The organism is Halomonas fontilapidosi (assembly GCF_014192285.1).
Lineage (GTDB): Bacteria > Pseudomonadota > Gammaproteobacteria > Pseudomonadales > Halomonadaceae > Halomonas > Halomonas fontilapidosi.
The window spans coordinates 33,312-53,984 of record NZ_JACHXQ010000016.1 but is presented as its reverse complement, the minus strand read 5'-3'; the positions used below and the strand labels follow the sequence as shown (position 1 = coordinate 53,984).

At 65.0% G+C, this 20,673-nt stretch carries 18 protein-coding genes and 2 tRNA genes; 10 read left to right on the top strand and 10 right to left on the bottom strand.

Annotated elements, in window-relative coordinates; translation table 11 throughout:
* Together FHR95_RS16440 and ppsR are read right to left on the bottom strand one after the other, a co-directional pair.
* The coding region (locus FHR95_RS16440; protein WP_183315220.1) for a helix-turn-helix domain-containing protein at nucleotides 1-328 on the bottom strand (328 nt) is incomplete at its 3' end.
* A 186-nt stretch (nucleotides 329-514) separates the two neighbouring features.
* The gene (gene ppsR, locus FHR95_RS16435) at nucleotides 515-1,348 is read right to left on the bottom strand and encodes a posphoenolpyruvate synthetase regulatory kinase/phosphorylase PpsR (protein ID WP_040187115.1); all 834 of its coding nucleotides are present in this window, start codon (nucleotides 1,346-1,348) and stop codon (nucleotides 515-517) included.
* A 238-nt stretch (nucleotides 1,349-1,586) separates the two neighbouring features.
* On the opposite strand from ppsR, the gene ppsA reads away from it, so the two are divergent.
* The 6 genes from ppsA (at nucleotide 1,587) to FHR95_RS16405 (ending at nucleotide 10,445) form a co-directional block, all read left to right on the top strand.
* Nucleotides 1,587-3,959: a phosphoenolpyruvate synthase gene (ppsA, locus tag FHR95_RS16430; RefSeq protein WP_183315219.1), complete on the top strand. Its 2,373-nt coding sequence runs from the start codon at nucleotides 1,587-1,589 to the stop codon at nucleotides 3,957-3,959.
* A 119-nt stretch (nucleotides 3,960-4,078) separates the two neighbouring features.
* Nucleotides 4,079-4,690 (top strand): anti-virulence regulator CigR family protein, encoded by a 612-nt coding sequence (locus tag FHR95_RS16425; protein ID WP_183315218.1) that lies wholly within the window; start codon nucleotides 4,079-4,081, stop codon nucleotides 4,688-4,690.
* A gap of 130 nt (nucleotides 4,691-4,820) precedes the next feature.
* Nucleotides 4,821-7,229 carry a Lon protease family protein gene (locus tag FHR95_RS16420; protein WP_183315217.1) on the top strand — a complete coding sequence of 803 codons (2,409 nt, stop codon included), beginning with the start codon at nucleotides 4,821-4,823 and terminating at the stop codon, nucleotides 7,227-7,229.
* Nucleotides 7,219-8,001, top strand: a complete 783-nt coding sequence (locus FHR95_RS16415; RefSeq protein ID WP_183315216.1) for a universal stress protein — start codon at nucleotides 7,219-7,221, stop codon at nucleotides 7,999-8,001. Before FHR95_RS16420 ends, FHR95_RS16415 begins: the two co-directional genes overlap by 11 nt.
* An 83-nt stretch (nucleotides 8,002-8,084) precedes the next feature.
* Nucleotides 8,085-8,555 (top strand): hypothetical protein, encoded by a 471-nt coding sequence (locus tag FHR95_RS16410; RefSeq protein ID WP_183315215.1) that lies wholly within the window; start codon nucleotides 8,085-8,087, stop codon nucleotides 8,553-8,555.
* Between the two features lie 63 nt (nucleotides 8,556-8,618).
* Nucleotides 8,619-10,445 (top strand): gamma-glutamyltransferase family protein, encoded by a 1,827-nt coding sequence (locus FHR95_RS16405; RefSeq protein ID WP_183315214.1) that lies wholly within the window; start codon nucleotides 8,619-8,621, stop codon nucleotides 10,443-10,445.
* Between the two features lie 36 nt (nucleotides 10,446-10,481).
* On the opposite strand, the gene phnE (FHR95_RS16400) is transcribed toward FHR95_RS16405, so the two are convergent.
* The 4 genes from phnE (FHR95_RS16400) to phnD form a co-directional block, all read right to left on the bottom strand.
* Nucleotides 10,482-11,291: a phosphonate ABC transporter, permease protein PhnE gene (phnE, locus tag FHR95_RS16400; protein ID WP_183315213.1), complete on the bottom strand. Its 810-nt coding sequence runs from the start codon at nucleotides 11,289-11,291 to the stop codon at nucleotides 10,482-10,484.
* Nucleotides 11,285-12,100, bottom strand: a complete 816-nt coding sequence (phnE, locus tag FHR95_RS16395) for a phosphonate ABC transporter, permease protein PhnE (protein WP_183315212.1) — start codon at nucleotides 12,098-12,100, stop codon at nucleotides 11,285-11,287. Before phnE (FHR95_RS16395) ends, phnE (FHR95_RS16400) begins: the two co-directional genes overlap by 7 nt.
* Nucleotides 12,087-12,902: a phosphonate ABC transporter ATP-binding protein gene (phnC, locus tag FHR95_RS16390; protein WP_183315211.1), complete on the bottom strand. Its 816-nt coding sequence runs from the start codon at nucleotides 12,900-12,902 to the stop codon at nucleotides 12,087-12,089. The genes phnE (FHR95_RS16395) and phnC overlap by 14 nt, the downstream gene beginning before the upstream one ends.
* Nucleotides 12,903-12,985: 83 nt before the next feature.
* Nucleotides 12,986-13,990 carry a phosphate/phosphite/phosphonate ABC transporter substrate-binding protein gene (phnD, locus tag FHR95_RS16385; RefSeq protein ID WP_040187106.1) on the bottom strand — a complete coding sequence of 335 codons (1,005 nt, stop codon included), beginning with the start codon at nucleotides 13,988-13,990 and terminating at the stop codon, nucleotides 12,986-12,988.
* A 102-nt stretch (nucleotides 13,991-14,092) separates the two neighbouring features.
* Here phnD and FHR95_RS16380 point away from each other — a divergent pair, with 102 nt between their 5' ends.
* Complete coding sequence (locus tag FHR95_RS16380; protein ID WP_183315210.1) at nucleotides 14,093-14,692, top strand: histidine phosphatase family protein; 600 nt, start codon at nucleotides 14,093-14,095, stop codon at nucleotides 14,690-14,692.
* Between the two features lie 36 nt (nucleotides 14,693-14,728).
* Here FHR95_RS16380 and glpD read toward each other — a convergent pair whose 3' ends face one another.
* On the bottom strand, nucleotides 14,729-16,306 hold the full coding sequence (gene glpD, locus FHR95_RS16375) for a glycerol-3-phosphate dehydrogenase (RefSeq protein WP_183315209.1): 1,578 nt from the start codon (nucleotides 16,304-16,306) through the stop codon (nucleotides 14,729-14,731).
* Between the two features lie 177 nt (nucleotides 16,307-16,483).
* Nucleotides 16,484-17,242, bottom strand: a complete 759-nt coding sequence (locus FHR95_RS16370; protein ID WP_040187104.1) for a DeoR/GlpR family transcriptional regulator — start codon at nucleotides 17,240-17,242, stop codon at nucleotides 16,484-16,486.
* A 211-nt stretch (nucleotides 17,243-17,453) separates the two neighbouring features.
* Here FHR95_RS16370 and glpK point away from each other — a divergent pair, with 211 nt between their 5' ends.
* From glpK to FHR95_RS16355, 3 genes are all read left to right on the top strand, one after another.
* The gene (gene glpK / locus FHR95_RS16365; protein ID WP_040187103.1) at nucleotides 17,454-18,938 is read left to right on the top strand and encodes a glycerol kinase GlpK; all 1,485 of its coding nucleotides are present in this window, start codon (nucleotides 17,454-17,456) and stop codon (nucleotides 18,936-18,938) included.
* A gap of 123 nt (nucleotides 18,939-19,061) precedes the next feature.
* Nucleotides 19,062-19,138 (top strand) — tRNA-Val (locus FHR95_RS16360).
* Nucleotides 19,139-19,163: 25 nt separating this feature from the next.
* Nucleotides 19,164-19,240 (top strand) — tRNA-Val (locus FHR95_RS16355).
* Between the two features lie 43 nt (nucleotides 19,241-19,283).
* On the opposite strand, the gene FHR95_RS16350 is transcribed toward FHR95_RS16355, so the two are convergent.
* Complete coding sequence (locus FHR95_RS16350) at nucleotides 19,284-19,742, bottom strand: GAF domain-containing protein (protein ID WP_183315208.1); 459 nt, start codon at nucleotides 19,740-19,742, stop codon at nucleotides 19,284-19,286.
* 84 nt (nucleotides 19,743-19,826) lie between these two features.
* Nucleotides 19,827-20,621, bottom strand: a complete 795-nt coding sequence (locus FHR95_RS16345; protein WP_183315207.1) for a MetQ/NlpA family ABC transporter substrate-binding protein — start codon at nucleotides 20,619-20,621, stop codon at nucleotides 19,827-19,829.
* Nucleotides 20,622-20,673: the final 52 nt, after the last annotated feature.

Here is a 20,673-nt window from a genome sequence, read left to right as displayed (position 1 = left end):
CTAGTGCAGTCAGGCCACCACTATGGTATTGACGCTCCCATCTGCCAATGGCGCCGCGCTCGCGGATATCGAACAGGGCCTCCGTCTGACGCCGTGACAAGCCATCTCGCCACATCGTCTCAAGGACCTCTAGCTTGAAAGCCGCGCTGCGGCGCGTGTATTTCTTGCGCAGGCCCATCACGCCATGCTGACGGTAGTTGTCCCGCCATGTCCGTACCAGGGAATGGTCCAGGCCATGCTGGCGGGCTACCTCCCTCAAGCTGGTGTCATCGTGCAAACACTGCTGAGCCACCAGCAGCTTGAACCACTCGTCGTATCGATTGCTCATAAAAACACCCCGAAGGTTGGATTGGGTGTCCAACTTTCGGGGTGCAGTTCAGCCGCTGGAGGCTTTTGCTTGTCGCCATCTTGGTGCATGAGCACACTCCTGCTGGCGCTCGGCGCTCGGCGCTCGGCGCTCGGCGCTCGGCGCTCGGCGCTCGGCGCTCGGCGCTCGGCGCTCGGCGCTCGGCGCTTATCGCGGCGAAAACCGCCGTGTCAGCCCAGTCTCGGCGATCATCCGGGTGGAGATCTCTTCCACGGAGAAGCGGGTGGTGTCGATGTAGGGGACGTGCATCTGGCGATACAGTCCCTCAGCCTGCTCGACCTCCTGAACACACTGATCCATCGAGCTGTAGCGGCTGTTGGGCCGGCGTTCATGGCGGATGGCCGCCAGCCGTCGCGGGTCGATGGTCAGGCCGAACAGCTTGTGGCGATGCGGCACCAGCGCCTTCGGCAACTTCAGGGTGCCGTTCTCGTCCTGGTCGTCCTCGGTGAGAGGATAGTTTGCGGCGCGAATGCCGAACTGCAGGGCCAGGTAGAGCGAGGTGGGCGTCTTGCCACAGCGCGAGACCCCGACGAGGATGATGTCCGCCTTGTCGTACTGGTGGGTGCGGGCGCCGTCGTCGTTGTCCAGGGCGAAGTGCACCGAATGGATGCGATCCATGTAGACGTCGTCGCGGCCGATGGCATGGGTGCGGCCGACGCTGTAGGAGGAGTGGGCTTCCAGCTCCTCTTCCAGCGGCTTGAGGAAGGTCGAGAAGATGTCGACCTTGAAGCCCGGGGCCTGACGGATGACCTCACGGATCTGCTCGTCGACGATGGTGTCGATGATGATCGGCTGTTCCCCATCGCGAACGGCCGTCGCCTCGATGATTGCCACCAGGGTATGGGCCTTCTCGAGGGAGTCGATATAGGGCTTGGTGAGCATGCGGATCTCGACGCTCTCGAACTGGGCGAGCAGGCTGCGTCCCAGGCTCTCGGCGGTGATGCCGGTGCCGTCAGAGATGAAGAAGGCGGTGCGCGTCATGGCGGGTCGCTGTGCGGCGAAGGGAAAGTGGGCTCCATTGTCGGTGCTGGCGGATACCGGAACAAGAGGTGGGGATGCCGGGTGAATCGGCCAGGTGTTGTAAAAAACCTCCAGTGACTTCGATGTTAGACTAATGGCGAATATGGAGGGTCGCTGTTAGAGTCGCCACCATCCCTTCATGCCCGTGTCCCGCGCGGCCCGCCGGCATGTTGCATCCGTCGCTTTCCTGGGAGGTCTCATGGACGATTACATTCAGTGGTTCGATCAATTGGGCATGGACGATGTTGAGCGGGTAGGAGGCAAGAACGCTTCCCTTGGCGAGATGATCTCCAACCTCTCCGGCGCGGGCGTCACCGTCCCTGGCGGGTTTGCCACCACGGCCCACGCCTACCGCGAATTCCTCTCCCATGAAGGGCTCAACGAGCGCATCAACCGCCGGCTGGCGACTCTGGACGTCGATGACGTGGCCGAACTGGCGAGGGCCGGCGCCGAGATCCGCCAGTGGGTCATCGATACCCCGCTGCCGCCGACCTTCGAGCGCTACCTGCGCGAGAGCTACGAGGCGCTATCGGCGATGCATCCCAACCTCAAGGTCGCCGTGCGCAGTTCGGCGACCGCCGAGGACCTGCCGGATGCCTCCTTCGCCGGTCAGCAGGAAACCTTCCTCAATATCGAGGGTTTCGACAACATCAAGCGTGCGGTGCATGAGGTCTTCGCCTCGCTGTTCAACGATCGTGCCATCTCCTATCGCGTCCATCGCGGTTACGCCCACGAGAACGTGGCGCTCTCCGCCGGCATCCAGAAGATGGTGCGCTCCGAGACCGGCGCCTCGGGCGTAATGTTCACCCTGGACACCGAGTCCGGCTATCGTGATGCGGTCTTCGTTACCGCCTCCTGGGGGCTGGGCGAGACCGTGGTACAGGGCGCGGTGAACCCCGATGAGTTCTATGTCCACAAGCCGACCCTGGCGGCGGGGCGTCCGGCGGTGCTGCGTCGCAACCTCGGCTCCAAGCTGATCAAGATGGTCTACACCGACGACACCAGCGCCGGCAAGTCGGTGGCGACAGTGGACGTGCCGCTGGCAGAACGCGCACGCTTCTGCATCGATGACCAGCAGATCATGGCGCTGGCGCGTCAGGCGGTGACCATCGAGCAGCACTACGGTCGTCCCATGGACATCGAGTGGGCCCTGGACGGTGACGACGGCGAACTGTACATCGTTCAGGCACGCCCCGAGACCGTGGTCTCCCAGCAGGAGGGGGGCAAGCTCGAGCGATTCCAGCTCAAGGAGAAGGGGCGCACCCTGGTGGCTGGGCGGGCCATCGGTCAGCGCATCGGCCGCGGTGCGGTCAAGGTTGTCTTCTCGCCGGACGACATGGAGAAGGTCAACCCCGGCGATGTGCTGGTCACCGACATGACCGACCCGGACTGGGAGCCGATCATGAAGCGCGCCTCGGCCATCGTCACCAACCGCGGTGGCCGGACCTGCCATGCGGCGATCATCGCCCGCGAGCTGGGCATACCCGCCGTGGTCGGCTGTGGTGACGCCACCGAGGCGCTCGAGGATGGGCGCGACGTCACCGTCTCCTGTGCCGAAGGGGATACCGGTCACGTCTACGCCGGGCTGCTGGAGTTCGACCGACGCGTGACCAGCGTCGACGCCATGCCCGAGATCCCTTTCAAGATCATGATGAACGTCGGCAACCCGGATCGCGCCTTCGGCTTCGCCGGCCTGCCCAATGCCGGGGTCGGTCTGGCGCGGCTCGAGTTCATCATTAACCGCATGATCGGTGTGCACCCCAAGGCACTGCTCGAGTACGACCTGCTGCCTGCTGACCTTCAGCAGACTATCGACCTGCGCACCGCCGGCTACAGCGACCCGGTGGAGTTCTATGTCGACAAGCTGGTCGAGGGAATCTCCACCCTGGCGGCGTCCTTCTACCCGCAGCGGGTCATCGTGCGGCTGTCGGACTTCAAGTCGAACGAATACGAGAACCTGATCGGCGGCAAGCTCTACGAGCCGGGCGAGGAGAACCCCATGCTCGGTTTCCGCGGCGCCTCGCGCTACATCTCGGAAACTTTCCGTCCCTGCTTCGAGTTGGAGTGCCGCGCGCTCAAGCGCGTCCGCGAGGTGATGGGGCTGGACAACGTCGAGATCATGGTGCCCTTCGTGCGCACCACCGAGGAGGCCCGCGAGGTGGTCGACCTGCTGGCCGCCAACGGTCTGACCCGTGGCGAGAACGGCCTCAAGGTCATCATGATGTGCGAGCTTCCCGCCAACGCTCTGCTGGCCGAGGAGTTTCTCGAGTACTTCGACGGCTTCTCCATCGGCTCCAACGACCTCACGCAGCTGACGCTGGGGCTGGATCGCGACTCCGGTATCGTTGCCCACCTGTTCGACGAGCGTAACCCGGCGGTGAAAAAGCTGCTGGCCATGGCCATTCAGGCGTGCCACGCCCAGGGCAAGTACATCGGTATCTGCGGTCAGGGGCCCTCGGACCATCCGGACCTCGCCAAGTGGCTGATGGAGCAGGGCATCGACTCCGTCTCGCTCAATCCCGATGCGGTACTGGAGACCTGGTTCATGCTGGCCGGCGAGACCCTGGGCTGACGCGAGAGCTGGCCCGTAGTGATCGACGACACCCGGGCTTGCCCGGGTGTCGTGCTTTGCACCGCTCTTGCACGATGGCGGGCTAGACTTGGCCTATATGTCTCGACGAGGAGGTCCGCATGAAACGCCGTTTCCCTCACTATCCTCTGCTGTTGGCCAGTGTCCTTGGCCTGGCCTTCGCCGCCTCGCCGCTGCTGGCCCAGCCCGGTAATAGCCAGGGCAATGCCCAAGGCGCCGCACCCTGGAAGGAGCAAGGTCAGCCGCAGCGTGGCCAGAAGGGGCAGGGTGGTCCCCAGAAGTCCCATGGTCAGGGCCAGGCCCGAGGTGAGCGTTCCCGCCAGGAGCCGGGTGATCGAGTCCGTGAGGAATATCGCGACCGCGACCTGGAGCGCGATGCGTATCGTGACCGTGAGCGTGACGAATACCGCGAACGCTATCGCGACGAGGCTCGGCGGCCGATCATCGACGAGCGCCGGATTCGCGACATCTTTCGCGAGCGGCGGGAGTTCATCCGTCATGACGACCGCGATCGCCTTCCGCCCGGCATCCGCATGAATCTGGAGCGTGGCAAGCCCCTGCCGCCCGGCATCGCCAAACAATTCGACGCGCGTGTGCGGCGTGATCTGCCCACCTACGAGGGGTATGAATGGCGTCGTGTGGGCGACGATGCCGTGCTCGTTGATCTCACCAATGACATCATCCGCGAGGTGATTCACGACATCCTGCGGTGATCGCCGACGAGGGGCATGCTGTTGCCCGTTGACCCCTGTCGCGGCTCTCTGTGGCGACTCGCCTTGATTCACATCAGGCAGGACCCTGCGACGTGTCTCATACTGCCCGTGTCTGCAAAGGAGAGCCGCTATGGTGGAACCCCTTGAGGTGGCAAAGGTGTACCGGACCTGTCCGACCGATGCCTTCGACTTCGAGATTACCAGTGAGCTCGAGTCGCTGGACCTGCTCGTCGGCCATGAGCGGGCACGAGGTGCGTTGAGTTTCGGCACCGCAATCCGCAGCGACGGCTTCAATCTCTTCGTGCTGGGCCAGCCTGGCCACGACCGGCGCAGCCTGGTGGGCAGTTTCCTCGCCGAGAAGGCCTTGGACGCCTCGCCCCCCCGGGACTGGTGCTACCGCTACAACTTTGACGACCCGGGGGTGCCGCTGGCGCTTCCACTGCCGCCGGGCCTGGGACGCCGGCTGCGTACGGACCTGGAAGCGCTGGTCGAGGAACTGCGCAGCGCCATTCCGGCCGTTTTCGAGAGCGAGGAGTACCAGAATCGCCTCCATGAGCTCAAGCAGGCCATGGGCGAGCGGCAGCGCGATGCCGTGGAAGCCGTACGACGCGAGGCCCGCGAGCACGATATCCTGCTGCTCTCCACCCCCAACGGCTTCACCTTCGCGCCGGCCGACGGCGACAAGATGATGGCACCGGAGGCCTTCGAGAAGCTGCCGCAGGACGAGCGCGAGCGCATCGAGGCCACAATCGAGACCCTGCAGGGCAAGCTGACTCAGGCGATCCGCCAGATGCCGCGCCTCGCCAAGGCGCTGCGGGATCAGGCCAACGCCCTCAACGCGGAAATGCTCGAGTCGGCCATCGGTGCCCCCCTGGAAGAGCTCAAGGAGCGCTATGCCGAGCACTCGGGCGTGCTGACCCACCTCGACGCCATCCGCGAGGCGATCCTGTTCAATGTCGACTCCTTCATCGACGATGAGCCCGATATCCCGGCGGAGGCGGTGTTCAGCCGCTTTCAGGTCAACCTGCTCGTCGACAACGCCGAGGCACAAGGGGCGCCGGTGATCTACCAGGACCTGCCCAGTCACCAGCACCTGGTGGGGCGCATCGAGCACCATGTGCACAACGGTACCCTGCTGACCGACTTCTCGCTGATTCGCCCCGGTGCCCTGCATCGTGCCAACGGCGGCTACCTGGTGCTGGACGTGCGCGGCGTGCTTACCCAGCCGGGGGCCTGGGAGACCCTCAAGCGGGTGCTGAAGGCCGGCGAGATCCGCACCGAGTCGCTTGAGCAGGCCTATGGGCTGATCAGCACCGTGACCCTCGAGCCGGAGCCGATCCCGCTGGACGTCAAGATCGTACTGCTGGGCGAGCGCCTGCTCTACTACCTGCTCTGCGAGCACGACCCCGAGTTCCTGGCGCTGTTCAAGGTCCAGGCCGACCTCGAGGACGAGCTCGAGCGTGACCCTGAGCATGAGGCCTTCTATGCCCGCCTGGTGGCAACGCTGGCCCGCGAGGCGGCCCTGCGCCCGCTGGACCGCAGCGGCGTAGCCGCTGTGATCGAGCGTGCCAGCCGCCTGGCCGACGACCAGCGTAAGCTGACCGCTCGCCACCGCGACCTTCATGACCTGGTGCTGGAAGCCGATCACTGGGCTGGCGAGGAGGCGGCCAAGGTGATCGCTCGCCGCCACGTCGAGAAGGCGGTCAGCCAGCAGCTGTGGCGCACGGGGCGTATCCGCGAGCGTAGTCACGAGATGATCTCTCGCGGCACCATGATGGTCGCCACACAGGGGCGCGTGGTCGGGCAGGTCAACGGCCTCTCCGTGCTGCAACTGGGCGAATATGCGTTCGGCCAGCCGTTGCGCATCACTGCCACGGCGCGTCCCGGCAACGGCCAGGTAGTGGACATCGAGCGCGAGGCACACATGGGCGGGCGTATTCACTCCAAGGCGGTGATGATCCTGTCACGCTACCTGGCCAGTCGCTACGCGGGGGCAGAACCGCTCTCGCTATCCGCCAGCCTGGCCTTTGAACAGTCCTATGGCGGGATCGAGGGCGACAGTGCCTCCGTGGCCGAAGTCTGCGCGCTGGTCTCGGCCATTGCCCAGGTGCCGCTTGACCAGGCCTTCGCCGTCACCGGCTCCATCGACCAGCATGGTCGTGTCCAGGCGGTGGGCGGCGTGAACGAGAAGATCGAAGGTTTCTTCGATGTCTGTGCCGCCCGTGGCGACCTCGCGGATCAGGCGGTGATCCTGCCGGCCACCAATGTCGAGCACTTGATGCTCAAGGCCGAGGTCCGCGAGGCGATCGAGCAGAAGCAGTTCAGGGTCTTTGCCGTATCTCGGGTCGATGAGGCACTGGCGCTGCTGACCGGCTTGCCCATTGGTGAGCCCGACGCCCAAGGGCAGTTTCCCGAGGGCAGTCTGGATGCCTGTGTGGCCAAACGACTGGCGCAGTTCCGCAGGGTGGTGAAGCAGGCGCGACTGGACGAGCGGGATGATAATGGCGACGCGCACGAGAAGCATGATCATGAACGCTGACCCACCCCGGTCAGGCATGGCCAGGCGTATGGGAGATGACAATTTCCCGGTGATGCGGGTGCTGGCCTTGCTTGATGCGTCTCGTCACAGCCTGGCGGCCCTGGCCGCCGCGGTGGACCTGGCGATGACGCGTGACGCCGAGCTGGTGGCGCTCTACGTCGAGGACCAGGAACTGCTGGGCAGCGCCGGCTTTCCCTTTGCACGGGAAATCGGCGCCGCTTCGGGCAGAGTGCGCCGGCTGTCAAGGACCGACCTCGAGGCCGGCATGGTCCGCCAGGCTCGCCGAGTGACCGAGGCTCTGGAGGCTGCGGTGGCCGGCCGTGAGCTGCGCCACGAGCTGCGGATCCGTCGTGGCCTGGTGGTCAGTGAGGCGCTGTCGCTGGCCGGCCCGGGAGATCTGCTGGTGCTCGGCAAGGCCGGGCTATCGGGCCACTGGGGCGTACGCCTGGGATCCACCAGCCGTGCCCTGATCCTCGAGGCGCCGTGCACCGTGATCATCTGGGACGAGCGTCTTTCGCTGGCCCGCGGCCTGCTGCGCACGCTGGACGGTCCCGGGACCGAGGGCGAGCGTCCGCCGGTTCCCGAGGCACTGGCCCGCCTGTTCGACGGCCGGGAGGTCCTGCAGGCGATCGATGCCCGGCAGCTGGAACAGCAGCTGGCCCGCGTGGACAATGGCGCCCTGTTGCTCCATCGCTCCCAGCTTGCTCGCCTGGCCGAGCAGGACGCCGACCTCTTGGCCCGTTTGGCGATCCCGGTCATCGTGGTGCCATGAAAGGCGAGGGCGATCGTGGCCCACGGGCCGGCGAGAATTTGGCAAGATAGCGCCTCTAACGAGCCTGAGGGGGATTTGCCGGGATGGCATACTTGCTGGTGATGGGTGGCCTGGCGCTGTCTGTCTTCTTTACGCTGGGTTGGTGTCTGGTCTGCGCCACGCGCTGGCTGGTCGGCCGCCTGCCGGGCGCGGGGGGCCAGTCGCCGGGTCGCGCGCGCCGTGCGCCGACCAGGCCCAGGGCCAAGCCCCGCGCCAAGCCTCCTTCCAAGTCACAATCCACGGCCCGCAAGGCCACGCCTGCCAAGACGCCATCGGAACCTTGGGGCCTGACCCAGTGGCTGGCGCGGCAGCGCTCGCTGCTGCCGCTGGGCCTGTTGATGCTGCTGCTCTACGGGGGCAGTAGACTGGCCGAGTATGGCATGGCCTTCCGGCCTCAGGCGGCCCCCGGCGCGTACCATGGCCTGGTCAGCACGCTTGGCTGGGTCGCCGCGGTACTGCTGATCCTCGCCTGCATGAATCTGCTGGCCGTATGGCGCTGTCGGCGGCAGGGGTAGCGACGCGCCGGCCAGCCTCACCTATGCTGACATGCACGTGAATCGAGACAAGGAGTCATGATCATGGTTATCCCGCGCCCCTGTCGCCGTCCAGTATCCCTGCTGCTGCTTCTCGCGTCGCTGCTGCTCTCTCCAGCGGCCTTGGCCGAGACGGACTTCCAGTACCAGCGCCCGGACATTGCCCCGGAAATGGGCTCCGGACACCAGGAGAAAGCCGGCTGGGCCACCCAGACGTTTGCCGTGGCCGCGGCCAACCCGCTGGCGACCGACGCCGGCTACCAGATCCTCCAGGCAGGGGGCTCGGCCATTGATGCCGCCATCGCCGTGCAGATGGTGCTCACTCTGGTCGAGCCCCAATCCAGCGGTATCGGCGGTGGTTCCTTCCTGGTGTATCACGACGGCGAGGAGGTCAAGGCCTACGACGGCCGCGAGTCGGCACCCTCCTCGGTGAAGGAGGGACTCTTCCTGAATGCGGACGGAGAGCCTCTCGCGTTCATGAAGGCCGTGGCCAGCGGTCGTTCGGTCGGCGTGCCTGGCACCCTGCGCATGCTGGAGATGGCTCATGATGCGCATGGCCGACTGCCTTGGGCAGCCCTTTTCGCACCGGCCATCGCCCTGGCCGACGAGGGATTCCCGATCAGCCCCCGGCTGCATCAAAGCCTGGCCAACACCGACGCGCTGCGGAACGATGCCCGGGCGGGGGCCTTCTATTTTACCGAGCAGGGCGAGCCGCTGCCGGAAGGGTATACGCTCAAGAACCCGGCGCTGGCCGTGATCCTCGAGCGGGTCGCCGAGCAGGGCAGCACGGCGCTGCATACCGGTGATATCGCGGCGGACATCGTCGCACGGGTGCAAAATCACCCCGACGTTCCCGGCAGCCTCAGTCTGGAGGACCTGGCCACCTATACCGCGAAGGAACGCGATCCGCTCTGCACCGACTGGCAGAGCTACCGGGTGTGCGGTTTCCCGCCACCCTCCTCGGGCCATCTGACGGTGATGCAGATCATGGGCATGCTCGAGGAACGTCCGCCGCTGGAGACGGCCCTGGAGGATGATCTGCCCGGCGTTGACTGGCTGCACCGCTTCCTCGAGGCCTCGCGGCTGGCCTTTGCCGACCGGGGGCGTTACATCGCCGATCCGGACTACGTCGAAGCGCCGGGTGGCGACTGGTCATCGATGCTTGATCCTGACTACCTGGCGGAACGCGCCAGCCTGATCGAGGCGGAGCAGAGCATGGGGAGTGGCGGTGCCAGCCCCGGAAATCCCGGCGCCCTGGCCACTGCCTGGGCCGTGCAGCCGACGCAGCCGGAATACGGCACCAGCCACATCAGCATCGTCGACGAGCACGGCAACGCCTTGGCCATGACCAGTTCCATCGAGCAGGCCTTCGGCGCCCGCATACTCTCCGACGGGGGGACCGGCATGCCGGGAGGCTTCCTGCTCAACAACCAGCTGACTGACTTTTCCTTCGCGCCCACCGATGACGAGGGGACGCCCATTGCCAACCGAGTCGAGCCCGGCAAACGGCCACGCTCGAGCATGAGCCCGACACTGGTCTTCGACCGAGGCAGCGACGAGCTGGTGGCGAGTCTCGGCTCACCAGGGGGAGCGGCCATCATCCATTACACCGCGCGTTCGCTGGTGGCGATGCTCGACTGGGGGCTGGATGCCCAGCGGGCGCTGGATTTGCCGCATGCCATCACCTTGGGCGGGCCGGCCTATCTGGAGGCGGGACGTTTCCCATCGGCCACGCTGGAGGCGCTTCGCGAGCGCGGCCACGAGGTGGAGGAGCGTGAGCTGACCAGCGGCCTCCAGGCGATCCAGCGCACCGAAGAGGGTTATTTCGGCGGCGCCGATCCTCGCCGGGAAGGGATCGTGATGGGGGAGTAGGGGCTCCCCCCGGCGGCGCAGACTGAGCCGTTGCGCTTACAGTGCCTTGCGACGCAGCAGGCCGGTGATTGCCTCGCCGATCAGTACCAGCACGATGATGGCGATCAGGATGGTGGCCACCGTCTGCCAGGCGAAGGTGTCGATGGAGCCCTGCAGGATCACACCGATGCCACCAGCGCCGACCAGGCCCAGCACCGTCGATTCACGGATGTTGATGTCCCAGCGCAAGATGACGATGGCGAAGAACGCCGGCATCACTTGGGGCACCACGGCATAGGCGATCACCTTCGCCTTGGACGCGCCGGTCGCTTCCATGGCCTCCACCGGGCGACGGTCGATTTCCTCGATGGCCTCGCCCATCAGCTTGCCGATGAAGCCTATCGAGCGGAACATGATGGCGAGGATGCCGGCCAGCACTCCTGGCCCGAAGATCGCCACGAACAGCAGCGCCCAGATGATGGTGTTCACCGAGCGGCTCGAGACCAGGATAAAGCGTCCCAGCCACAGGCAGGCGCGGTTGGGCGTGGTGTTCTGTGCGGCGATGTAGGAGACCGGCAGGGCAATGAAAACGGTCAGCATGGTAGCGAGCGTGGCGATATGCACGGTCTCGATCATGGCAGCGACGATCTCGCCCAGCCGGCTCGGGTCCGGCGGCCACATGCGTGCCCCGAGGCTCGAGATCTGGTTGGGCGCATCCCAGACCCAGGGCCAGAAGATGTCGATGTCGCGTACCGCCCAGACAACCAGCATTAGCGTTACCAGCATCACGCCATAACGGATGATCTGCTCCCGGGGGTTGTGGCGTCGCCAGATGCGCTCGGCCAGCAGGTCGGCGTCCTCTACCATATCTTCTTCCTTACCCAGCCGCTCACGCCCTCGCTGACCAGGATCACCGCGATGATGACCAGCAGGATGGCGAAGGCGAAGTCATAGTCATAGCGCCCGAAGGCATTCATCAGGGTGCTGCCGATCCCTCCCGCTCCGACGATTCCCACCACCGCGGAGGCGCGCAGGTTGCTGTCGAGCTGGTACATGGAGAGTCCCACCTGGCGCGGCAGGATCTGGGGAAAGACCGCATAGTAGAGTGTGGCGAGGTAGCCGGCGCCCGTGGCTCGCATGGCCTCCACCTGGCCCCAGTCGATCTCCTCGATCTCCTCGGCGAGCAGCTTGCCGACGAAACCGATGGAGTAGAGGGTCAGGGTCAGGATGCCGGCCAGGGGACCGAAGCCCACCGCGGCGACGAACAGGATGGCGACGATCACCGGATGGAAGCTGCGCGAGACGATGATCACCGCGCGCCCCAGCAGGTAGACGGGCAGCGGCGCGACATTGCGCGCCGCCATCACCGCGAAGGGGATCGACAGCAGAACCCCGAGCAGGGTGGCGAGGATGGCGATCTGCAGGCTCTCCGTGAAGCCGGTCAGCAGCAGGTCGAAGCGCGAGAAGTTTGGCGGGAAGCCACCGCCGAAGATGCGCGCTGCGCGTGGCAGCCCTTCGCTGATGCGCTCCCAGTTGAAGGGCAGGGTGGCGAAGGCCCACACCAGATAGACGGCCACCACGCCGAGCAGGCCATAGCGCAGCAGGGGATTGGCGATGAAGGGTGGCTTGCGCCAGGTCCGCGGTGGCTTCGCCCCGCCGGTCTCAGGTCGAGTCATGGCGGACCTCCTCTTCAGACTTTCCATGGTCGGCCTGGGGTGAGGCGGTCTCATCCTCCGGCGACTCGATGCCGCCGTAGATGGCGTCCAGGGCCTCCTTGTCGAAATCGGCGGGGGTGCCATCGAAGATCATGGTGCCGTGGCGCAGCCCGACGATGCGGTCGGTGTAGGTCCTGGCCTGGGCCACGTTGTGGATGTTGATCAGTACCGGCAGCGACAATTCGCTGGCCAGGCTCTGCAGCAGCACCATGATCTGTTCGGAGGTGCGCGGGTCCAGCGACGCGGTGGGCTCGTCGGCCAGCAGGACCTCGGGTTCCTGCATCAGCGCACGCACCACGCCGACCCGCTGGCGTTCACCACCGGAGAGCTCGTCGGCGCGCTTGTTGGCATAGTGGGCAATGCCGACTCGCTCCATCAGCACGAAGGCTCGTTCGATATCCGTAGCGGGATAGCGCCGCGTCACGGCCTGGAAAAGGTTGACGTAGCCCAGGCGGCCGGCCAGCACGTTTTCCATCACGGTCAGGCGGTCGATCAGGTTGAAGCCCTGGAAGACCATGCCGATCTTGCGTCGGGCGTGGCGCAGCTCGCGGTGTCTAAGATTGACGAGTTCGCTGCCGTTGAGCGTGATCGAGCCCGAGGTGGGCTCCACCAGGCGGTTGATACAGCGCAACATGGTGCTCTTTCCGGCGCCCGAGGCACCGACGATGGCCACCACACTGTTGTCCTCGACGCTCAGATCAAGCCCCTTGAGCACTGGTTCGTCATGGCCGTAGCGCTTGATCAGGTTGGATATCTCTAGCATCGGCGGATCCGATCGGCAAAAGGAGGGGATCAAGACGACGGCGCCGGCCTTCCCGAAAGGCCGGCGCCGTTATCTCGTCATCGTTACTGGAGGTTGTCGGGGGTGTACTCGACCCCGTTGGCATTCTGGATGGTGCGAATGACCTTCCAGTTCTCCTGGTAATTGATGGGAATGAATTTCTCAACCCCTTCGAACTCTTCGCCCAACTCGGTGCCGGCGAATTCAAAGCTGAAGAAGGCTTCCTCGATCTTGTCGACCAGGTCAGGATGCAGATCGTGGGCGTAGTTGTAGGAGGTCGTGGGGAAGCTGTCGGACTCGTAGATGATCTTGACGTCTTCCGGGTCGTAGAGATCGCGAGCGGCCATGCGTTCGACGACCTCTGAGGCCACCGGAGCCGCGTCGTAGTCCTGGGCGACCACGCCGAGCATGGACTGGTCGTGGCTACCGGAGTAGACCACCTCGTAGTCTTCGCCGGGGACGATCCCCATCTCGGGGAAGAGCGCGCGCGGCGCCTGGTTGCCGGAGTTGGAGGTCGGCGAAGTATGGGCGACCCGTTTGCCCTTGAGGTCTTCCATCTCGTCGATACCCGAATCGACATGGGTGTAGAGCTGCAAGGTGTAGCCGAAACGCCCGTCATCCGAGCCCATCAGCGCGAAGGGCACGGCACCGGCCAGGTTGACGGCGAAAGGCGTCGGGCCGGTGGAGAAGCCAGCAATGTGCAGGCGGCCGCTACGCATCGCCTCGACCTGGGCCGAGTTGGACTGCACGGCGAAGAAGCGAACGTCGCGGCCGGTTACCTCCTCGAGGTGATCGATGAATGGCTGCCAGATGTCGGAGTAGATCGCCGGGTCTTCCACCGGTGTGTAGGCGAAGATCAGCGTGTCCGGATTGACCCACTCCGATTCGTCATCCGGGCGGTCGGCGACCATGTCGCCGTTCTCGTCGCAGTAGATCTCGGCCAGGTCACCCCTCGGGCAGTCGTCCTGGGCCTGCGCCTGGGCGGCGACAAGCATCGAGAGAGGCAGCAGCGAAGAGAGGGCCAGCGTGGCGAGCGGGTGCTTTCGAGAGCGGGAGAGATGATGGATCATGGCATGCCTCGTGAGATTATTGTTGTGCAGGGCGTTCGGATCTCGACATGTTGATGATCGATTCCGAATAACTCATTCCAATCTAGAGTTTGTGACAAAAGCATGTCAAACATTTTCCCCCCCGCGTCGGACCAGTGGCGTAACCGCTACCTGTTGATGCGCCATGGTCACAGCCAGGCCAATCAGCAGGGATTGATCATCAGCTCGCCGGAACGTGGGCTGGTCGACTACGGCCTCTCGTCCCGGGGGCGGGAGCAACTCGATAGCCTGCTGACCGACTGGCGCTGGGCAGCGCCCGCAAGGATCCTGCATTCGGATTTCCGTCGCACGACCGAGACGGCAGAGCGCATCGCGCAGCACTTCGGCCTGCGGCTCGAGCCCGAAACGCGATTACGGGAACGCCATTTCGGGGCGTTCGAGGGTGAGGGAGACGACTGCTATGCCGAGGTCTGGGCGCGGGACGCCCTTGACCCGGCGCATCGCCATGCCGGGGTCGAGGCCGTGGCTGAGGTGGCCGCGCGGATGCGTGAGGTCATCGATCAGTTGGAGCAGCGCCACGCGGGGGATACCTTCCTGCTGGTCAGTCACGGTGACCCGTTGCAGATCCTGCTGACCGCCCTGGAAGGCCGCGAACTGAGCCGGCATCGCGAGCGGGTGGCGCTGGCGCCAGCCAGCATCACGGTGCTGGGTAGCCCTTTGTAAGATGCTCCTGTGGGGCTGCTTGCGTGACAGATGATCTTACGCCGTACGTCGCGGTGGGGGGCGAACGGCGGTGGGCCTCAGCCTGTGGGGCGCTGTGGCGGGGAGCGTCTGGTGACTGTCGCGCTGGCCGAGCCGCTCATCAAGGTACTCGGCCAGGGCCTGTGTCTCGACAGCATTGAGGTGCAGGGCCAGCTTGGTTCGCCGCCACAGAATGTCCTCGAGTGAGCCTGCCCATTCCTGCTCGATCAGATAGTCCACCTCGGCGGCCGTGAGTCCCGCGCCGAATGCCTGGCCGAGCGCCGCCTGGGAGTCCCTGCCGTCCAGGAACTCCACGCACAGCGATCCATAGCTTCGGGCAAAGCGTCGAGCCTGGGCGGTGTCCAGGAAAGGATAGGTCGCGAGCAGCTGCTGCTCGAAGCTCGCCGGGTCGCCGATATCGCCGCCCGGCAGCAGCGCCTGTGTCGTCCAGGGTGGGGACATTCTCGGTAGATGGGGTTCGAGCGATGCCAGGGCGGCCTCGGCAAGCTTGCGGTAGGTAGTGATCTTGCCACCGAAGACCGACAGTACGGGCGGGCCATCGGTATCCAGGTCGAGGGTGTAGTCGCGGGTCATGGCCGAGGGGTCAGCCGATTCGTCGTCGCACAGCGGTCGCACGCCGGAGAAGGTCCGTATCACGACGTCACGGGACAGCTGGGTGCGGAAGTAGCCGTTGACCACCGAGAGCAGATAGTCGACCTCTTCCTCGCCTGCCGCGACGTGCGATGGATCTCCCTCATAGCGGCGGTCGGTGGTACCGATCAGGCTGAAATCTTCCTCGTAGGGCAGGACAAAGACGATGCGCCCGTCGTCATTCTGGAGGATATAGGCCCGATCATCATGATTCAGGCGTGGCACGATCAGGTGGCTGCCCTGGATCAGGCGTACCCCGTACCGTGATTGCCGCTGGGCCTGACGGTGAACCACCTGTTCCACCCACGGGCCGGCGGCGTTGACCAATGTTCGACAGCGGCGGGTCAGCCGCTTGCCTGTGTCGAGCTCCTCGAGTTCCACTTGCCACAGGCCGTCGACTTCCCGGGCCCCGAGGCAGCGTGTGCGGACCCGGATATCGGCCCCGTTGTCGCGGGCCTGAATCGCATTGAGCACCACCAGGCGCGCATCATCCACCCAGCAGTCCGAGTACTCGAAGCCGCGAGTGATGTCGGGTGCCAGGCCCTGGTGCGGCGAAAGGCGGAGACCGCGTGATCCGGGGAGTCTCCGGCGCTTGCCGAGATGGTCGTAGAGGAACAGGCCGGCACGCAGCACCCAGGCCGGACGCAGGTGAGGACGGTGGGGGAGGATGAAGCGCAGCGGCCAGATGATGTGCGGGGCCTTGGCGAGTAGTACTTCACGCTCGCGCAGCGCTTCGCGTACCAGACGAAATTCGTGGTGCTCCAGATAGCGCAGGCCGCCGTGGATCAGCTTGCTGCTGGCGGACGAGGTGGCGCCGGCAAGATCTCCCTGTTCGCACAGGCCGACGGAAAGGCCCCGGCCGGCGGCGTCGTTGGCGATACCGGTGCCGTTGATCCCGCCGCCGATCACGAAGAGGTCGAGCACCTCCCGAGACGTATCACTCATGGAATCTCTCCTCCGGCGCTGTCCAGGCCTCGATGATGTTTGATTCCGAAAGTAGACGAAAACAAAACGAACATCAACAGGCTTGCCTGGTGTGTCCGGTCGAGCCGGGATCCACGCCCCAGGGAAAGGGCCGCGAGTCAGGATGAGCGTCGAGGCGAGAGGAACAGGGGCGCAGCATCAGGCGATATACAGCGTCACCTCATGCTGCGTCAGCATGCGCAGGATGGCCTCGGGCGGTTCGCGGTCGGTGAACAGGGCATCGAGCTGGGCCAGATTGCCCTGGCGCACCACCGGGTTGCGTTGGAACTTGGAGTGGTCAGTGGCCAGAAAGACCTTGCGGGAATTGCGGATGATGGCCTGGGCGACACGCACTTCCTGGTAATCGAATTCCAGCAGGGAGCCATCCTCGTCGATCCCGCTGATACCGATGATACCGAAGTCGACCTTGAACTGGTTGATGAAGTCGATGGTTGCCTCGCCGATGATGCCGCCGTCGCGAGAGCGCACCTGGCCGCCGGCAACGATCACGTTGAAGTCCTCCTTGTGCTGAAGGATCGCGGCAACGTTGAGGTTGTTGGTGATCACCTCCAGCCCCTGGTGGTCGAGCAGTGCCTCGGCAATCACCTCGTTGCTGGTCCCGATGTTGATGAACAGCGACGAGTGGTCGGGAATGTGCCGTGCGAGCAGGCCAGCGATTCGCTGCTTGGCCTCGAGGTTGAGGGCCTTGCGTGTCGTGTAGGAGGTGTTGACGGTGCTCGACTCCAGGCCCGCGCCGCCATGGACTCGGCGGATACGCCCCTCGCCCGAGAGCGTGTTGAGGTCGCGGCGAATGGTCTGCGGCGTGACGGTGAAATGCTCGGTGAGCTGCTCGATGCTCGCATAGCCCTGGCGGCGCACCAGCTCGACGATGGCATCCTGGCGTTGCTGTTGATTCATGAAACCTCCTTGGCTCCCCGGATTCTACGTCATCGTCTCGACCGCTGCAGGCGTGGGGCTGTGCCTCGATCTTCGTCCAAAGTCGTAGCCTCTCCGGTGTTCGGGCATTTGAGCGGGAGGGCCGGCTGGAGTAGTCTGGATGATCATAAACGAACATTAGCGTTTAAAAACGAAATCAGCACGCCATTACAACCACAACAGGATGCATGCCATGGCTTCATACCTTCTGGCCATCGACCAGGGCACCACCAGTTCCCGCGCCATCCTCTTCGACCGCCAGGGTCGCAGCGTTGCCTCCTCCCAACGAGAGTTCCCCCAGCACTACCCCCACGATGGCTGGATCGAGCATGATCCCGAGGATATCTGGGAGACCGTCTTGACCACCTGCCGTGAAGTGCTCGCCGAGACCGGTGCCGCCCCCGAGGACATCGCCGGGGTCGGCATCACCAACCAGCGCGAGACGACCCTGCTGTGGGATCGCGCCACGGGTGAGCCGCTGTACAACGCCATCGTCTGGCAGGATCGTCGCACCGATGAAGCCTGTCGGAGATTGCGTGAGGCAGGCCACCTGGAAGACGTTCAGGCGCGCACGGGGCTGCTCATCGATCCCTACTTCTCGGCCACCAAGCTGGCCTGGCTGCTCGAGGAGGTGCCCGGGGCGCGAGAACGCGCCGAGCGTGGCGAGCTGGCCTTCGGCACCGTCGATACGTTCCTGATCTGGCGGTTGACCGGAGGACGGGTACACGCCACCGATGCCACCAATGCCTCGCGCACCGCGCTGTTCAACATTCATGAGCAGCGTTGGGACGAAGCACTGCTGGAGCTCTTTGCTATCCCGGCGAGCCTGTTGCCTGAGGTCAAGGATTCCAGTGACGATTTCGGCACCGTCGATCCCCGCTGGCTGGGCGGCGAGCTACCCATTGCCGGCGTCGCCGGCGACCAGCAGGCGGCGTTGGTCGGTCAGGCCTGCTTCTCGCCCGGCATGGGCAAGAGCACCTACGGCACCGGCTGCTTCATGATCGTCAATACCGGCGAGACTGCCGAGACCTCCCGTAACCGCCTGCTGACCACCGTCGCCTATCGTCTGAACGGCAAGCCCACCTTCGCCATGGAGGGCAGTATTTTCGTGGCCGGGGCCACGGTACAGTGGCTGCGCGATGGCCTGCAGCTGTTTGCCGATGCCGCCGAGACCGAAGCCCTGGCGTGTCAGACGCGCAGCGGCCATAGCGTCTATCTGGTGCCGGCCTTTACCGGGCTGGGGGCGCCGCACTGGGACCCAAAGGCCCGCGGAGCCATCTTCGGCCTCACCCGTGATACCGGCATTGCCGAGATCGTCGCCGCCGGGCTTCAAGCGGTCTGCTACCAGACCCGCGACCTGCAGGTCTGCATGGACGATGATATGTCGGCCTCGCCGGGCATCCTGAGGGTCGATGGCGGCATGGTGGCCAACAACTGGGTGATGCAGTTCCTGGCCGATATGCTGGGTGTCCAGGTAGATCGGCCCACGGTACTGGAGACGACGGCCCTGGGATCGGCCTATCTCGCCGGTCTCAGGCTCGGCTGGTATCGCGACCTCGACGAGATTGCCGAGCTGTGGCGCTGCGAGCGGCGTTTCACGCCGCAAATGGACGAGGCAGAACGCGAACGTCTTTATGGTGGCTGGAAAGAGGCCGTGGAGCGGGTGCGTACCCAGTAGCGGGAAGCGGGCCAAGGTGCTGATTCATGGGTATTGAACGGCGATTCCGGGCTTGCATTTCCGGGGCGGATGGGTAGAATACGCATCCGTTGCCACGGCGAAGTCACGCCGCAGCGGTGATGCAGGACCATAGCTCAGTTGGTTAGAGCGCCACGTTGACATCGTGGAGGTCGGCGGTTCAAATCCGCCTGGTCCTACCAGAATTCCCCCGGTGACGACAGCTTCAGGACCATAGCTCAGTTGGTTAGAGCGCCACGTTGACATCGTGGAGGTCGGCGGTTCAAATCCGCCTGGTCCTACCAGATACTGTAACGCCCCCGCAGCCCCTGGCTGCGGGGGCGTTCTTCATTCCAGGTCGGTCTTCTCGATGAACACCGCCACCAGCCGCTCGATGCCCGCCTGGTCGGCCTCGCCGAAGCGCGCCTGCCTCGGGCTGTCCAGGTCCAGTACGCCCCATAGTCGATCATTCGCCACGATGGGTACCACCAGCTCGGCCCGGGAGTCCGCATCGCAGGCAATATGGTCGGCCACGGCATGCACATCCGCCACGCGCTGGGTCTCGCGCGTGCGGGCGGCGGCCCCACAGACACCCTTCGAGAAGGGGATAGGGTGGCAGGCCGGCTTGCCCTGGAAGGGGCCCAGCGAGAGTATTTCCGGCTGGCGCTGGAAGTAGAAGCCGACCCAGTTGAGGTCGGGGAGCTCCTGCATCAGGAAGGCGCAGGCCTGGGCGCTGTTGGTCAGCCAGTCGCGCGTATCAAGCAGGGCCTCGAGCTGGCGGGCCAGCAGAGGGTAGTCGGGTGTCATGGCGGCTCCTTTAACGTAAAAGGGCCGGCACAGCGGCCGGCCCCAAAGACAAGAATCTCCAGATAGCTGGATAGGGAAATTATTTCACTTCCAGCCGGGCACCGCCTGCGGCCCGAAGAGTTCCTCCGCCTTGGCCTCGACCTCTTCGGTCTGGTAGGCCTCGACCAGCTGCTGAATGGCCTCGCGCTCCTCGTCACCTTCGCGCACCACGATCAGGTTGACATAGGGGGACTCCGCGCCCTCCTTGATCAGGGCATCGTCCAGGCTCAGGCCGGCCGGCTGGGCGAAAGTGTTGTTGATGAAGGCCATGTCCACGTCGGGCAGCACACGGGGCAGCTGGGCGGCCTCGATCTCGCGGAAGTCGAAGTCGTGCGGGTTCTCGGCGATGTCCAGCGGCGTAGCTTCCAGGAACGTCGGATCGTTGAGCTCGATCAGTCCTTCGTTGTGCATCAGGATCAGCGCCCGGCCCTCGTTGGAGGGGTCGTTGGGCAGGGCGATGGTGGCCTCATCCGGGAGCTCCTCGATGCTGTCGTACTTCTCGGAGTAGGCGCCGATCGGGTAGACGAAGGTGTAGCCGGCGATGGCGAAGTCGTAGCCGCGGTCCTCGACCATGGAGCGCATGTAGGGCTCATGCTGGTAGGCGTTGGCGTCGAGGCTGCCGTCGGCCAGGGCGGCGTTGGGGGTCACGTAGTCGGTGAACTCGATGATCTCGACCTCGAGGCCGTACTTGCGCTCGGCAATCTCGGCGGCCACCTGCATGACGTCGGTCTCGGGGCCGGCCACGGTGCCGACCTTGATGGCGTGCTCGTCGGCCAGGACGGTGCCGGCGCCAAGGGTCAGGGCGGAAGCTGCCAGGGTGCCGATCAGGCTCTTGCGCATATCGTGGTTCTCCTCGTTGAGGGGGTGGTAGACTCGTTTACGATTTTAATGG

Coding starts and splice junctions, on each gene's coding strand:
- ppsR (WP_040187115.1), bottom strand. CDS start 1,348: ATGACGCGCACCGCCTTCTTCATCTCTGACGGCACCGGCATCACCGCC.
- ppsA (WP_183315219.1), top strand. CDS start 1,587: ATGGACGATTACATTCAGTGGTTCGATCAATTGGGCATGGACGATGTT.
- FHR95_RS16425 (WP_183315218.1), top strand. CDS start 4,079: ATGAAACGCCGTTTCCCTCACTATCCTCTGCTGTTGGCCAGTGTCCTT.
- FHR95_RS16420 (WP_183315217.1), top strand. CDS start 4,821: ATGGTGGAACCCCTTGAGGTGGCAAAGGTGTACCGGACCTGTCCGACC.
- FHR95_RS16415 (WP_183315216.1), top strand. CDS start 7,219: ATGAACGCTGACCCACCCCGGTCAGGCATGGCCAGGCGTATGGGAGAT.
- FHR95_RS16410 (WP_183315215.1), top strand. CDS start 8,085: ATGGCATACTTGCTGGTGATGGGTGGCCTGGCGCTGTCTGTCTTCTTT.
- FHR95_RS16405 (WP_183315214.1), top strand. CDS start 8,619: ATGGTTATCCCGCGCCCCTGTCGCCGTCCAGTATCCCTGCTGCTGCTT.
- phnE (WP_183315213.1), bottom strand. CDS start 11,291: ATGGTAGAGGACGCCGACCTGCTGGCCGAGCGCATCTGGCGACGCCAC.
- phnE (WP_183315212.1), bottom strand. CDS start 12,100: ATGACTCGACCTGAGACCGGCGGGGCGAAGCCACCGCGGACCTGGCGC.
- phnC (WP_183315211.1), bottom strand. CDS start 12,902: ATGCTAGAGATATCCAACCTGATCAAGCGCTACGGCCATGACGAACCA.
- phnD (WP_040187106.1), bottom strand. CDS start 13,990: ATGATCCATCATCTCTCCCGCTCTCGAAAGCACCCGCTCGCCACGCTG.
- FHR95_RS16380 (WP_183315210.1), top strand. CDS start 14,093: ATGTCAAACATTTTCCCCCCCGCGTCGGACCAGTGGCGTAACCGCTAC.
- glpD (WP_183315209.1), bottom strand. CDS start 16,306: ATGAGTGATACGTCTCGGGAGGTGCTCGACCTCTTCGTGATCGGCGGC.
- FHR95_RS16370 (WP_040187104.1), bottom strand. CDS start 17,242: ATGAATCAACAGCAACGCCAGGATGCCATCGTCGAGCTGGTGCGCCGC.
- glpK (WP_040187103.1), top strand. CDS start 17,454: ATGGCTTCATACCTTCTGGCCATCGACCAGGGCACCACCAGTTCCCGC.
- FHR95_RS16350 (WP_183315208.1), bottom strand. CDS start 19,742: ATGACACCCGACTACCCTCTGCTGGCCCGCCAGCTCGAGGCCCTGCTT.
- FHR95_RS16345 (WP_183315207.1), bottom strand. CDS start 20,621: ATGCGCAAGAGCCTGATCGGCACCCTGGCAGCTTCCGCCCTGACCCTT.